Source organism: Cupriavidus sp. GW823-FHT06D04 (assembly GCF_058795055.1).
In genome coordinates, this window is record NZ_JBXAHL010000004.1 from 276,903 (window position 1) to 289,735 (window position 12,833).

The following is a 12,833-nucleotide window of genomic DNA, read 5'->3' on the forward strand; positions in this document are numbered from 1 at the left end:
GGGGGTTACCCGGATGGTGGTCTTGGGCGAGCCATGGGGTCAGGCGACCGGTGATACGTCGACAGGATATGGCGAAGCCCTCGCCCGGCGCGTGAGCGTGACGTCCCGATCCTCGCGCGCCGAGGTCAGCATCGCCAGGCAGACCTCGAGCGTGGACCGCGCCCACGCGCCGTCATGGAGCGGGTCGCGGCCATGGATGACGGCGTCGACCAGTTCGTCGATGACCTCGAAGCGGGGCACCGCCGGTGCCGGCAGGGGGATGTGCTCGCGCTGCGTGTCGGCGTAGATCCAGATGCCGTCCGGCATCGGCCGGATATCGGCATGTTCGCAACTCACGATGACCGGCCCGAAGTGCTGGTTGGCGAGCGCGCGTTCCGTGCCGGCCGGGGCCTGCCACGACGGGCCGCCGTAGGTGCCATCCGTCTTCAGGCGCGCCTCCGCCTGCGCCGAGCCGATCGACGCCAGCTTGCGCCGTGCGCGGCCGTAGTCCTCCTCGCGCGTGGCGAATCCCATTTCGCTGAAGCCGCCGTTCCACGGGTCCGTGTCGAAACGGCCATAGCCGCTGTAGGTCAGCGACGCGTAGGCACCGTCCTCGAACCAGAGCATGGCGCTATAGGCGCCCTCGGTCGGCCGGGCCGGGTCCCATCTGCCCAGTGTCGCCCGCACACGTGTGGCGGGCGCGCCTGCCAGCAAGCGCACCACGTCGACCTGGTGCGCGGCCTGGCTGAACACCACGCCGCCACCGGCCTCCGTCTGCAATTCCTCGGGGCGCCGCGGGCGATACAGGAAGTCGGTGTAGTTCAGCGCGTGAATCATGCGCACTGCGCCGAAGCGCCCTGACGCGATTAGTTGCCGCGCGTGCAGGTATGGCGAATCGAAGCTGTGGCAATGCCCCACGATTATCCGTACGCCGCCGCGCTCGCAAGCCGCGATGATCCGGTCGCACTCCGCGAGCGAGATCGCCATCGGCTTCTCCACGAGCAGGTGCTTGCCGCTTTCCGCCGCCAGGCACGCGTGCGCAGCATGGTAATGATGAGGGCTCGCGATGTAGATGGCGTCAAGGTCTGGCGACGCCGCCATGGCCGCCAGGTCCTCATAGACGGGCGCATTGAAATCGCGCGCGAACTGCACGCGTGCCGCCTCGCGGGGATCGCAGGCGGCGGCGAGGCGCACGCGCTGATCCGCGAGGAACGTAGGCAGCATCAGCGAGAAGGCCCGGCCGAGCCCGACCACGCCCAGGCGCACTTGCCGGGTTGCGTTGGCGCTCATAGGTCGATCACCAGTTCGGCGCACTTTGCCCGCGAGACGCAGATCATCACCTGGTGGTCCATCTCCTCCGGCATCAGCACCATGTCGCGATGGTCCGCCTCGCCCGAGACCAGCCCGGTACGGCATGTGCCGCAAGTGCCGCTCTCGCAGGACGATGGCACATTGCAGCCATGCTGGCGCAGCACGTTCAGGATGCTCGCGCCGACCGGCACTTCGTAGCGTTGCCCGCTGCGGCTGAGCACCACGTCGAACGGCTTGTCGTCGGCACGCACGCCGCCGCCCTCGTTGAAGCTTTCGAAGTGGATCCGGGTGGCGGGCCAGTGCCCCGACATGTCGCGCACCGCCTCCATCAGGCCGCGCGGACCGCAGCAGTAGATGTGGGTGTCGCTCGGACGCTCGAGCACCGGCCACAGATCGAAGGCCTTGGCGGGATCGCCGAAATCGTGGTGGATCTTCACCTTTCCCTTGAGTTCGGGCGCCTGCAGTTCGTCCAGGAAGGCGGTGCTCTCGGGCGAGCGCGTGAAGTAATAGAGCCGCCATTTTGCGGTGGAAAGCTCGCCAAAGCTGCGGATCATCGACAGAATCGGCGTGATGCCGATGCCTCCGGCGATGAAGACGAATGCCTTGGCGTCCTCCAGCAGCGGGAAGGCATTGTCGGGCAAGCCGACCGGGATCAGGTCGCCTTCGCTGGCATCGTCGCACAGGCTCTTCGAGCCACCCTGTCCCTGTTCGTCGCGCTTCACGGTGATCATGTAGCGGTTACGCTCGGCGGGGTCGTTGCATAGCGAGTACTTGCGCAGCATGCCGTTGGGCACCTGCACCTTGATGTGAGAGCCCGGCGTGAACGGAGGCAGCTCGGTGCCGTCCGCCTGCACGAACTCAAAGCTGCGGATGCCTTGCGCGGCGTCCTGGATGCGCGCGATGCGCAGCAGCATCGGCGTATCTGCGTGGGGCTCGGGATGGAGCGGTGTGGTAGTCATGATGCGCATTCCTGTCAGTCGACGATGCGCATCGACAGGTCGATCGCGCGCACGTCCTTGGTCAGCTTGCCGCTGGAGATCCGGTCCACGCCGGTGGCGGCGATGGCCTGCAGCGATTTGAGGTCGACGCCACCGGAGACCTCCAGCTGCGCCCGCCCGGCGTTCAGCGCACAGGCGCGACGCATGTCGTCGAGGCTGAAGTCGTCCAGCAGGATGCTGGTGGCCCCGGCGGCCAGTGCCGCCGCCAGCTCCTCCAGGTCTTCCACTTCGATCTGCGCCGGCACATCGGCGCCGAGCTGCGCCGCGCGTTCGAGCGCCTCGCGCACGCCGCCGGCCGCGGCGATATGGTTCTCCTTGATCAGGATGCCGTCCCACAGCCCCAGGCGATGGTTGGCGCCGCCGCCCACGCGGACGGCGTACTTCTGGGCCAGGCGCAGGCCAGGCAGCGTCTTGCGCGTGTCGAGCATCGCGCAGCCGTTCGGATTGGGCGACACGCCGGCGATCCGCTCGATGTAGCGGCGCGTCACGGTGGCGACGCCGGACAGCGTCTGCAGGAAATTCAGCGCAGGGCGCTCCGCGGACAGCAGCGCCCGCGCGTCACCGGTGATGCGGCAGACCTCGGAGCCGGCCAGCACGGCGTCGCCCTCGGCAATCCGCCATGCGATCAGGGCGTCCGGATCGAGCCGCGCCACGCATGCGTCGAACCACGGCTGGCCCGCGATCACAGCGTTTTCCTTCGCCACCACGCGCGCCTGCACGCGCCTGGCCGCCGGCACGAGCTGCGCCGTCCAGTCGGCGCGCCCGATGTCCTCGCGCAGCGCGTCGTCGACGTTGCGTCGCAGGGCCTGCTCAAGGGTTTCGTTGTACTCGAACATCTTTGCTCCTGGAGGTGCGCGGGCGCGGCATGGCCCCGCCGCGCGTTTGTCAGATGCTGTAGGACTCGTAGGTGGCGGGGTGGAACATCTCCTCCACCGGCACCAGCCGCTCGGACAGGCCCTGGCCATGGTGATGGCGGGAGAACGTCTCCAGCGTGCGCAGGTTTGCCTGCACGCCGTACGACCAGTAGTCCTCGCCCAGCGTCTCGCGGGCGGCCTTCAGCATCTCTTCCACGAACGGCATCGTCACCTTGGTCGCGGACGTATCGGACAGCTGCGCCAGCGCGTGGGCCTTGGACTGGCTGAACGCCTTGAAGACGGCGCCCGGCAACCACGGCTGCGCCTCGGCGAGGGTCTTGCGGATGCCCACCACATGCATGATGGGAAACACGGCGGTGCGCCGGAAGTAGTCTTTCGCCTCGGCGGTCGGATCGTCGAAGAGCCAGCCCACGTTCTCGTTGCGCAGCGCCGCCGCGCCCGGGGGCCGCGGCGCGATAAAGCCGTCGATCTCACCGCTGTCCAGCAGCTCGGAGATGGTGCGGCCTTCGGGCGCGGCCTCCACGCGGACATCGGCGGGAAGCTTCAGCTTCACCTTTTCCGGACGCCCCGGCGTATCGATGCCGCCGCGTACCCAGGTCACATCGGACGGGTGGATGCCAAAGTCGTCCTGCAGGACCGCGCGCGCCCACACGATCGCGGTGAGCTGGTACTCCGGAATGCCGATGCGGCAGCCCTTCAGGTCCTGGGGACGCCCGATACGATCCTTGCGCACGTAGATGGAGGTGTGGCGGAACGCCCGCGAGAGAAAGACGGGCACCGCGATGTACGGACAGTCGCCGCGCGCATGCTTGACCAGGTAGCTCGAGAACGACAGCTCGCTGATATCGAAGTCCTGGCTGCGCATGGCGCGGAAGAACATTTCCTCCGGGTTGAGCGTCATGTAGACGGGATCGACGCCGTCGATCTGGACGCGGCCATCGAGTAGCGCGCGGGTACGGTCATAGTCGCCCATGGCGACGGAGAGGCGGAGTTTGGTCATCGGTGATGGAGTGGGGGCTCGGGGGAATGCGGGTGGCGGTCAGCGGGGGATGTGCTCCTCACGCCGTGACGGAGTACGACGGCTCCAGCTCGGGCAGTTCGGGTCCGCCGGCCCAGACGTATTGCACGTTGAACGTACGCCAGTCATCGGACTTTGGCACCACCGCCTGGAACGCGCAGACGTCGGCGGGAATCGCTTTGGCACCCGTGCCGATCGCTTCGCCGCCTTGCTGGAACGCCCGGACGGCATCCAGCATCTGCTTGCGGAACTCGACGATGGCGAGATCGCTCGCGCCCAGCCGGTCATGGCTGCGGTCGGCGATCGGGCCCATCGTCAGCCACATCGCGACGTCCTGGTTCGGGAAGCCGGCAATCCCGGTGAAGTTGCCCGCCTTCATCGCCTGGCGGTCCTGCCAGAAGCGGTTGTCGATGTTGCGCAGCGGGCGGTAGTACGCGTCCAGGTCCACGCCGACGGTCTGGCGCAGGAACTTGCGCCACGTCTCCGTTTCAGGAGTCTGCGCCGGATGGCCCCAGGCGATGAAGTAGAACGCCGTGTTGGTGTCGTCCATCGGCACATTGATGTTGGCGACGTTGTAGAGGTTGTTCGGCGGGATCAGCGCGGTTGCCGGCGCGACGAAGACCGTGGAGCGCACATAGTCATGCGTCTGCGCCTGCTGGATCGGCCTGCGGATGGCGGCGTAGCGGAACCCGTAGCCGCCGCGCTGCACCTGCAGCCGCGGCGCCTTGTCGGTCGAAGGGCGCAGCCACAGGCTGTCGGTTGCCTTGGCGCAGTCCACGCGCGCCGGCACCATGTCCGAGCTGTGCAGGCTCGAGCTGTGCGCGGAATCGATCGCACCCTCCAGCACCTGGGCCCAGTTGCAAGGCAGCAGCACCTTGGCGATGCTGACGCGGGTGTCCTCGGTCGGCGCCCAGCGTGGCGGCACGAATTCCGGCACCGCGTCCGCCGGTCCCATGTATGCCCAGACCATGCCGCCCCATTCCTTGACCGGATAGGCCTTGTGCTTGACCTTCTCTGCCATGCCGCTGGATGCGGGCTCGGAGACCATCTCCAGTACGTTGCCCTCCACATCCATCTTCCAGCCGTGATAAAGGCAGCGCAGGCCGCCGTCCTCGTTGCGGCCGAAGACCAGTGATGCCCTGCGGTGCGGGCAGTACTCGTCCATCACCCCGACGCGGCCGTCGCTGTCGCGGAACACGACCAGGTCTTCGCCGAACACGCGCGCCTTCACCGGCGCGCCATCGGGCTCCGTCACCTCCTCGAGCAGGCAGACCGGCGTCCAATGCCGGCGCATCAGCTGCCCCATCGGCGCATCGCCTTCTACACGGCACAACAGATCGTTTTCTTCCTTCGTCATCATTTGGGGGCTCCTGGCCAGCGCATCTCCGGCGCTGGCCGGTCTGGCGTTCTGGCTTTGCTTGAAAAATACTTAGTGGCCTAAGAATAATCAGAGCAAACATCGGTGGCAAGGCGGGATTGGGAAAACCAAGGGAAAATACTTAGGAGGCTAATGAAAAGAGGGCGTGCGCTGTCACAGTCACGTGCGCAATGCGCGGACGGACGGGAAGCAAGGCATCGGCTTGCCAGATGCTCGGCGGAAAGGCGAATACGTGCCGGCTGCGAAGCAGGTCGCAGCCTGGAAGATTGAGAGCGGGAGGGAGGAGGGGGGCGGCTGGAGATGTGTTGGGGAAAACAGGACTGCCAGCCGCAGTCCTCCCCGTGCAGTCGCTTACGCTTGCTCGATACCTTGCTGGTCGCGGGTCAGGTTGTCGATCATCACCAGCAGGGCGCGGCGCGTGGTGGCGACTTCTTCCGTGGCGAGATGCTGGACCGCCACCGCATTGACCTCTTCGGCCAACGGTACCAGCGTCTTGCGCAGCCGCTTGCCCAATGGCGTGAGGAACACATAGATGTTCTTGCGATTGGTCGGCCGGCGCTCCAGCGTGACATAGCCGAGCGCCTCCATGGCTTGCAAGGCCGCGAATGTGGTCGGCTCCATCACGCCTGCTTCAATGCTGAGCTCACGCTTGGTGATGCCGTCGCGTTCCCAGAGAATGCGCAGGAAGGTCCAGTGGCCAAGCTGCACGTCATGCTGGGAGAGCCGGTGCTGCAGCGCGCGCAGGAAGACCCGCGTCGCGTCTTTCACAAGATGCGCAAGGCGATCATTGGGCACGTCGTCGTGCCAGCGGCGCAGGACGCGCTGGGCGATTTCCTGTTCTCTGACTGCAGAGGCTTTCGACATAAGGGCGGGAAGCAAGGGCAAAGGCGTATTCTGCCACGGCTTGTCTGTGCTTTACGCAGGCTCCGCGGCGGGACGGGCTTCCAGGTTCCTGCGCAGGACGACCGGCTTGGCGCCGGCGTGCTGCTTGCAGATCCAGTGCGCCAGCGCCGAATCCAGATGCTGGACATGTGCGGGGAACCAGTGCTCCAGTTCTTCAGCCAGCCGGCGCGCAACCGCCACCTCCCCGCGTACGAGCCTTGCCTGCACGCCGGATATCGAGGCCAGCACGGCTGCATGTTCGCCAATGTGGCACTTGCGCGGCGGAAAGGCCGTTGCCTCCATAAGGCTGTCCTCGTGCAGGAAATGCGCTCGTGCCAGTTGCAGCAGTTCCTCCAGCATCTGCGCCAGGCGCTCAACAGGCGCTACGCGCAACGACTGGATGAGTGCCGCAAACCGTCGATGTTCGTCGTCAATAGCGGAATGACCGATCAGTAGACCGTCATGCCAGTACATTGGATTGTGCGCTGCCATCATGCCTCCAGTCATATTATTAGGAGCCTAAGTATTGTAGGATAGACCGGTTCCGTAGGCAACGACAATGAGCATGGCGCGGAGTGCTGTTGGCTGCACGGCTTGGCGAAGACGCCCGGATCCCGTTCGCCGATCGCTTGCTGACGGCGGCCGGCATGTGCCCTCGCGCCGCAGGCATAAGTTCTGAGCCGAGGCCCGGCAGTGCCGCGCAGCCACCGACGTTCAGCGCATGGACGCGTTCGCTTCGCTGTCGATCTGTTTGCGCAAGGTCGCGAAGCGCTTCTCCACATTGGCGCCGAATAGCGGATCGGCACTGGCCGGATCGATGGCGGCGACCTCCGCCCAGTCCGCTTCGGTCAGGAACCGGGCGGCGCGCGGCATGACCTGTTTCTCCTCGGTGGAGAGATGGTTGCGGTAGTACACCAGGTACATGGCGGCGGCCGCTTCGAGTGCCGCTCGCGAGGTGACCACTTCGCTCTGGGCTTCACGCAGGCGGTCGAGCAATTCCGCGCCGACCGTGGCGATCACGCGATGTTCCTGCAGTAACCGGCTGATGATGATCCGCGTGCCGGGATCCCGGTCCACGAGCAGCGCGTAGGCAACATCCTCACGGGGGTGGTGCACACAATCGCCATAGTTGCGCATGTAGTGGATGATCGTGGCCATCAGGCCGTAGTCGGGCTGCTCTCCCTGATGGAAGGTGCTGACCTGCTTTTCCAGCAGGTCGAGCATTGAGGCGAAATGGATATGGTCGGTATGCCAGGCGGCAAGCGGTGTCGGGCTCGGGGTGGAAAGCGCGGCGGAAGGTGAAGTCGGAAGCGAGGTGACGAGTGGGGTGGCCATGGCGCCCTCCTGGGAAACTGGGCAAGCAGACCGTTGAGTCCGATACGATATCGGGACTCGCGGGGCCCTCATTGACACAATAGCTTCCCTGCATGATCTAAGTCTGACGCAGATCAATGCGGCGCTAAGCGCTCGGATCTCGCAAGGGGCGGAAGCCTTATACGCCGCACGTTCAACCTGCGCCGCCCTCTAACTCGCCTCGACGCGAGAGGGTCACCACGGTTAGTCCGGTGCCGGAATCGCCTACGGCGCAGGCAGGCTAGCCGCGTGCGACCGCCCGCCACGCCCCGGGCGGCTGTCCGAAGCGCCGCGTGAAGCTGCGCGTGAAGGTGGTCTGGTCCGGGTAGCCTGACGCCAGCGCGATCTCGGCCAGCGGCAGCGTGGATTGCGTCAGCAGCTGCAGCGCGCGGTCCAGCCGCAGCCGGGTCTGGTAGCGGTGCGGGGTGTCGCCGAAGGCCTCGGCAAACAGGGTCTGGAAGCGCCGCACGCTCCAGCCGAAATGCCCGGCGACTTCCGCCACGCGCAGGGGCGAGTCCAGGTTGGCGCGCAGGTAGGCATCCACGGCCATCAGCGGGAACACCTGCTCGTCGCCGGGCATGCCGAGGCAGTCCGCCAGTGCCGCGGCCAGCGTGGCCGCCAGCTGCCAGTCGGTCTGCGGCCCGCGCGCTGCCGCGGCGGCGCGCCACGCCGCCAGCGCGCGCACGCGGCTGCCGAAGGCGCCGTCCAGCGGGAATGTGCGCGGGCGCGCCATCAGCCGCGCGGGCAGCGCCACCGAACGCGCCGGGAAGTCCGCCACCAGTTGCAGGTTACCGTCGAAGCCGAGGAATTCATGATGGCTGCCGGCTGGCACGATCAGGCCGGTGCGGTCATCCACGCGATAGACGTGGCCGTCGATCTCCAGTTCGGTGGAGCCGGCCAGGCCGAACAGCAACTGGTGGTAGCCGTGCTGGTGGCCGTCCGGCTGCGGGCGGTAGCGCCGGTGCTCGACCAGCGGCGAGGCGTGGGGTTCAGCGGGCTTGGGCATGCCGCAACCTGCCAGGGGTCTGGCACAGCCAGACGCCCGCCCCGGCCACCGCCATGCCCAGTGCCTGCACCGCATCCAGCCGTTCGCCGAACAGCAGCCAGGCCTGCAGCGCGGCCAGCGGCGGCGCCAGGAACATCAGCGCCGCGGCATTGGCGGCCTGGCCGCGCCGCACCAGGCTGACCAGCAGCCAGGTGCCGGCGCCCGACAGGCCGATCGCCGCCCACGCCAGTGTGGCCCACAGCGCCACGCCGCCATGCCAGTGTACCGGCGTGTCGGCGGACTGGATCGCCACCATCGCGGCGGCTACCAGCATGGCGCCCAAGTTCTGCCACGCGGAGCTGGCGCGCAGGTCACAGGCGGCGATGGCGGACTTCTGCAAGAGGGTTCCCATGGTGATGGAGACAATGGCCAGCACGCCCAGCAGCACGATCCAGGGCGACAGGGCCGGCGCGGCCGTGTGCATGCCGGCCTGCATCGCCGGGGCGACCACCAGCGCGACGCCGAGCGCACCCAGCGCCAGGCCCTGCCACGTCCGCCTGGAAGGTAGCTCTTTCAGCAGGGGGATGGCAAGCAGCGCGGTCAGCAGCGGCTGCAGCGCACCCAGCAGGGCCATGATCGCCGGCGGCAAGCCCCTGGCCACGGCGCCGTAGCCGGCGCACAGGTAGATGCCCTGCATCAGCGCGCCGGCCAGCAGGTGGCGCGGCGCCTCGCGCAGCGGCGGCCAGGCCGCGCGCGCGGCCAGCGACCACGCCACGAACATCAGCCCCGCCACGGCAAAGCGGCCCAGCAGGAACAGGCTGGTATCGGCCAGCGGCACGATGGCCTTGCCGACGATAAAGCCGGTGGACCAGATCAGGACGAAGGCAACAGTGGGCAGCCAGACGGCAGCGGACAGGGGGCGCGACATGCAAGCAGGCGTTTCCGCCGGGGCGGGATCGGATGGGCAAAGCGCTAGGCTAGCCAGGCAGCGCGCCTCTGTCTTGGCAAATCCGGCAATCGGCATGCTGAAAGCATTGGTAACACTCCCGCAGCGCCTCCGGGTCAACGGATGTGCGCTTGCCACGTAACATACTGATGGTCTGATCGAAAAAGGCGAGGAGGCGAGCATGAATCCGGCGCAGCATTCGAGACAACCCCGCCGTGGCGGGCTCGCCTCCTGGCGGGCCGCCGCGGCACTGGCACTGGCCGCATGCCTGGCCGCCTGCGCACAGGTGCCGGCCGAGGCCGGCGGCAGCACCGCCGCCACCGACCTGCGCTGGCTCAACACCGTCACCTACGGCGCTGACCAGGCCACCCTTGACGACCTGCGCAGGCTGGGCCGCAAGGGCTTCCTCGACCAGCAACTGACGCTGCCGCTGGCCGATCCACCCGAACTGGCAGCCGCCATCACAGCCTTGCCCAACCTGCAGGCCGACGCCGCCGCGCAGATCCAGGCCGCGCGCGACGCCCGCCAGCGCATCGACGCGCTGCCCGACGACGACAGCAAGCAGCAGGCCCGCCAGGTGCTGAACGCGCAGGGCCGCGAGATCGTGGCCGATGCCACGCGGCGCCACCTGCTGCGCGCGCTGTACTCGCCGGCGCAGCTGCGCGAGCAGATGACGTGGTTCTGGATGAACCATTTCAACGTCTACTCGGGCAAGGGCCAGGTCCGGCTGCTGCTGGCCGACTACGAGGAACGCGCCATCCGCCCGCACGCGCTCGGTCGCTTCCGCGACCTGCTGATGGCCAACGTGACCGCGCCGGCCATGCTGGTCTACCTCGACAATGCCCAGAGCAGCGCCAACCGCATCAACGAGAACTACGCGCGCGAGCTGATGGAGCTGCATACCATGGGCGTCTCCGGCGGCCCCAGCGGCTCCCGCTACACCCAGCAGGACGTGCAGGAGCTGGCGCGCGTGCTGACCGGCGTGGGCGTCAACCTGCGCGGCACGCCGCCGCCGCGGCTGCCGCCGGCGCGCGCGGGGCTGTATCGCAGTGAGGGCCTGTTCGAATTCAACCCCGCGCGCCACGACTTCGGCGCGAAGACGCTGCTGGGCCAGCGCATCGAGCCGGCCGGTTTCGACGAAGTGGCGCGAGCGGTGTCGATCCTGGCGCGCGAGCCGGCCACCGCGCGCTATATCAGCGCCAAGCTGGCGGCCTATTTCATCGCCGACAACCCGCCGCCGGCGCTGGTCGAGCGCATGGCGCAGACCTTCACGCGCACCGATGGCGATATCACCGCGGTGCTGCGCACCTTGTTCCTGGCGCCGGAACTGGACCGGCAACTGGCCGCGCCCACGCGCAAGTTCAAGGATCCGATGGTCTATGTGGTGTCGTCGATGCGGCTCGCCTATGAAGGCCGTCCCGTGGCCAACCTGCGCCCGGTGATGAACTGGCTGAACCAGCTTGGCGAGCCGCTCTACGGCCACGTGGCGCCGGACGGCTATCCGTCGTCGGAAAGCGCGTGGGCCAGCTCGGGCCAGATGGTGCGGCGCTTCGAGATCGCCCGCGCGATCGGCTCGGGGCCGGCGGGACTGTTTGCCGGCGATAGCGCGAGGCCGCGCGGCGCGCGCTTCCCGATGATCGGCAACAAGCTGTACTACGACACCATCGAAGCCACCCTTGGCCCCGCCACGCGCGCCGCGCTGGCCCAGGCCGAATCGCAGGCCGAATGGAATACCGTGCTGCTCGGTTCGCCCGAGTGGATGCAGCGCTGACAGGGAGCGGACCATGGAACGCCGACAATGGCTGAAAACGATGGGCGGCGCCACGCTGGGGCTGGCGCTGCCCGCCATCGCCTCGCGCGTCTATGCGCTGCCGGCGCAGGCCGATGCGCGCTTCCTGCTGGTGTTCCTGCGCGGCGGCTATGACGCCGCCAGCGTGCTGGTGCCGGCGGGCAGCGATTTCTACTATGCCGCGCGGCCCAATATCGCCATCCGGCGCCCGCCCGTGGCCGGTGCGGACGCTGACCCCAACGCGGCGGTGGCGTTGGCGCCGGCTTTTGCGGCCGACAGCACCGCGCGTGGCATCGGCGACTGGGCGCTGCACCCGGCATTGGCCGCGACGATGCTGCCGTTGTGGCAGCGCGGCCAGCTGGCCTTCGTGCCGTTCGCCGGCACGCACGACCTGTCGCGCAGCCACTTCGAGACCCAGGACGGGATCGAGGCCGGCTTGCCCGGCGAGGGCGAGGACCGCAAGGCCGTGGCCTCGCTGCGCGGCAGCGGCTTCCTGAACCGCCTGGCGCAGGCCATGGGCGGGCAGGCTGCGCCAGTGGCCTTCACCGACGGCCTGCCGATGGTGCTGTCCGGCCCGCGCGATGTGCCCAATGTCTCGCTCAAGGGCAGCGGCCGCACCCCGTTCGATGCGCGCCAGGCGAAGCTGCTGGCGCAGATGTACAGCGGAACCCGCTTTGAGTCGCTGATCGATGAAGGCTTCGAGTTACGCGAAACGGTGGCGCGCCAGGCGCAGCCGCAGCCCGGAATGTCGGGCAACGACGCCGGCACCATGGTCACGCGCATGCAGGAAATGCAGGCCGCCAACCGCCGCTCGCTCAGCGCGCGCGGTTTCGAGGTCGAGGCCCGGCGCATGGCCGGGCTGATGCGCGAGCGCTTCAACCTCGGCTTTATCGACGTGGGCGGCTGGGACACCCACGTCAACCAGGGCGGCGCGCAGGGGCAGCTGGCCGGCCTGCTCGACAACCTCGGCCGCGGCCTGTCTGCTTTCGCCGCCGAGATGGGTCCTGTATGGGACAAGACCACCGTGGTGGTGCTGTCCGAGTTCGGCCGCACCTTCCGCGAGAACGGCACGCGCGGCACCGACCACGGCCACGGCACGGTCTACTGGGCTGCGGGCGGCGCGGTGCGCGGCGGCCGCATTGCTGGCGAGCAGGTGGCGGTGGAACAGGCCACGCTCAACCAGAACCGCGACTGGCCGGTGCGCAATGAGTACCGGGCGGTGCTGGGCGGGGTCTTCCGCAAGTTGTACGGGCTGGATGACGCGCGGTTGGCGCAGGTGTTTCCGGGGGTCCGGGGGCGGGATATCGGGTTGGTGTAAA

The 12,833-nt window shown here is 68.0% G+C and carries 12 protein-coding genes; 2 read left to right on the forward strand and 10 right to left on the reverse strand.

The window, feature by feature from the left end:
• Window positions 1–39: 39 nt before the first annotated feature.
• The 10 genes from AC1Q7H_RS09235 to AC1Q7H_RS09280 form a co-directional block, all read right to left on the reverse strand.
• The gene (locus tag AC1Q7H_RS09235) at window positions 40–1,269 is read right to left on the reverse strand and encodes a Gfo/Idh/MocA family oxidoreductase (RefSeq protein ID WP_492381136.1); all 1,230 of its coding nucleotides are present in this window, start codon (window positions 1,267–1,269) and stop codon (window positions 40–42) included.
• The gene (locus tag AC1Q7H_RS09240) at window positions 1,266–2,249 is read right to left on the reverse strand and encodes a PDR/VanB family oxidoreductase (protein ID WP_211979406.1); all 984 of its coding nucleotides are present in this window, start codon (window positions 2,247–2,249) and stop codon (window positions 1,266–1,268) included. Before AC1Q7H_RS09240 ends, AC1Q7H_RS09235 begins: the two co-directional genes overlap by 4 nt.
• A 14-nt stretch (window positions 2,250–2,263) precedes the next feature.
• Window positions 2,264–3,124, reverse strand: a complete 861-nt coding sequence (gene nadC / locus AC1Q7H_RS09245) for a carboxylating nicotinate-nucleotide diphosphorylase (RefSeq protein ID WP_013953750.1) — start codon at window positions 3,122–3,124, stop codon at window positions 2,264–2,266.
• Window positions 3,125–3,173: 49 nt separating this feature from the next.
• On the reverse strand, window positions 3,174–4,163 hold the full coding sequence (locus AC1Q7H_RS09250) for an ABC transporter substrate-binding protein (protein ID WP_211979405.1): 990 nt from the start codon (window positions 4,161–4,163) through the stop codon (window positions 3,174–3,176).
• A 58-nt stretch (window positions 4,164–4,221) separates the two neighbouring features.
• Window positions 4,222–5,541, reverse strand: coding sequence for a Rieske 2Fe-2S domain-containing protein (locus tag AC1Q7H_RS09255; protein WP_211979404.1), 1,320 nt, complete (start codon window positions 5,539–5,541; stop codon window positions 4,222–4,224).
• A 369-nt stretch (window positions 5,542–5,910) separates the two neighbouring features.
• Window positions 5,911–6,423 (reverse strand): MarR family winged helix-turn-helix transcriptional regulator, encoded by a 513-nt coding sequence (locus AC1Q7H_RS09260; RefSeq protein ID WP_013953747.1) that lies wholly within the window; start codon window positions 6,421–6,423, stop codon window positions 5,911–5,913.
• Window positions 6,424–6,474: 51 nt separating this feature from the next.
• The gene (locus tag AC1Q7H_RS09265; protein WP_492381137.1) at window positions 6,475–6,948 is read right to left on the reverse strand and encodes a bacteriohemerythrin; all 474 of its coding nucleotides are present in this window, start codon (window positions 6,946–6,948) and stop codon (window positions 6,475–6,477) included.
• 207 nt (window positions 6,949–7,155) lie between these two features.
• Window positions 7,156–7,776, reverse strand: a complete 621-nt coding sequence (locus tag AC1Q7H_RS09270) for a hemerythrin domain-containing protein (protein ID WP_013953745.1) — start codon at window positions 7,774–7,776, stop codon at window positions 7,156–7,158.
• A 259-nt stretch (window positions 7,777–8,035) separates the two neighbouring features.
• Complete coding sequence (locus AC1Q7H_RS09275) at window positions 8,036–8,800, reverse strand: AraC family transcriptional regulator (protein WP_211979402.1); 765 nt, start codon at window positions 8,798–8,800, stop codon at window positions 8,036–8,038.
• Window positions 8,784–9,707: a DMT family transporter gene (locus tag AC1Q7H_RS09280; RefSeq protein ID WP_211979401.1), complete on the reverse strand. Its 924-nt coding sequence runs from the start codon at window positions 9,705–9,707 to the stop codon at window positions 8,784–8,786. Before AC1Q7H_RS09280 ends, AC1Q7H_RS09275 begins: the two co-directional genes overlap by 17 nt.
• A 199-nt stretch (window positions 9,708–9,906) precedes the next feature.
• On the opposite strand from AC1Q7H_RS09280, the gene AC1Q7H_RS09285 reads away from it, so the two are divergent.
• Both AC1Q7H_RS09285 and AC1Q7H_RS09290 read left to right on the forward strand, forming a co-directional pair.
• Window positions 9,907–11,496, forward strand: a complete 1,590-nt coding sequence (locus AC1Q7H_RS09285) for a DUF1800 domain-containing protein (RefSeq protein WP_211979400.1) — start codon at window positions 9,907–9,909, stop codon at window positions 11,494–11,496.
• 13 nt (window positions 11,497–11,509) lie between these two features.
• On the forward strand, window positions 11,510–12,832 hold the full coding sequence (locus tag AC1Q7H_RS09290; RefSeq protein WP_211979399.1) for a DUF1501 domain-containing protein: 1,323 nt from the start codon (window positions 11,510–11,512) through the stop codon (window positions 12,830–12,832).
• Window position 12,833 lies beyond the last annotated feature (1 nt).

Excerpts from the sequence above, each read along its gene's own strand:
- AC1Q7H_RS09260 (WP_013953747.1), bottom strand. The coding sequence starts at position 6,423 with ATGTCGAAAGCCTCTGCAGTCAGAGAACAGGAAATCGCCCAGCGCGTC.
- AC1Q7H_RS09235 (WP_492381136.1), bottom strand. The coding sequence starts at position 1,269 with ATGAGCGCCAACGCAACCCGGCAAGTGCGCCTGGGCGTGGTCGGGCTC.
- AC1Q7H_RS09265 (WP_492381137.1), bottom strand. The coding sequence starts at position 6,948 with ATGACTGGAGGCATGATGGCAGCGCACAATCCAATGTACTGGCATGAC.
- AC1Q7H_RS09275 (WP_211979402.1), bottom strand. The coding sequence starts at position 8,800 with ATGCCCAAGCCCGCTGAACCCCACGCCTCGCCGCTGGTCGAGCACCGG.
- AC1Q7H_RS09240 (WP_211979406.1), bottom strand. The coding sequence starts at position 2,249 with ATGACTACCACACCGCTCCATCCCGAGCCCCACGCAGATACGCCGATG.
- AC1Q7H_RS09250 (WP_211979405.1), bottom strand. The coding sequence starts at position 4,163 with ATGACCAAACTCCGCCTCTCCGTCGCCATGGGCGACTATGACCGTACC.
- nadC (WP_013953750.1), bottom strand. The coding sequence starts at position 3,124 with ATGTTCGAGTACAACGAAACCCTTGAGCAGGCCCTGCGACGCAACGTC.
- AC1Q7H_RS09270 (WP_013953745.1), bottom strand. The coding sequence starts at position 7,776 with ATGGCCACCCCACTCGTCACCTCGCTTCCGACTTCACCTTCCGCCGCG.
- AC1Q7H_RS09290 (WP_211979399.1), top strand. The coding sequence starts at position 11,510 with ATGGAACGCCGACAATGGCTGAAAACGATGGGCGGCGCCACGCTGGGG.
- AC1Q7H_RS09285 (WP_211979400.1), top strand. The coding sequence starts at position 9,907 with ATGAATCCGGCGCAGCATTCGAGACAACCCCGCCGTGGCGGGCTCGCC.
- AC1Q7H_RS09280 (WP_211979401.1), bottom strand. The coding sequence starts at position 9,707 with ATGTCGCGCCCCCTGTCCGCTGCCGTCTGGCTGCCCACTGTTGCCTTC.
- AC1Q7H_RS09255 (WP_211979404.1), bottom strand. The coding sequence starts at position 5,541 with ATGATGACGAAGGAAGAAAACGATCTGTTGTGCCGTGTAGAAGGCGAT.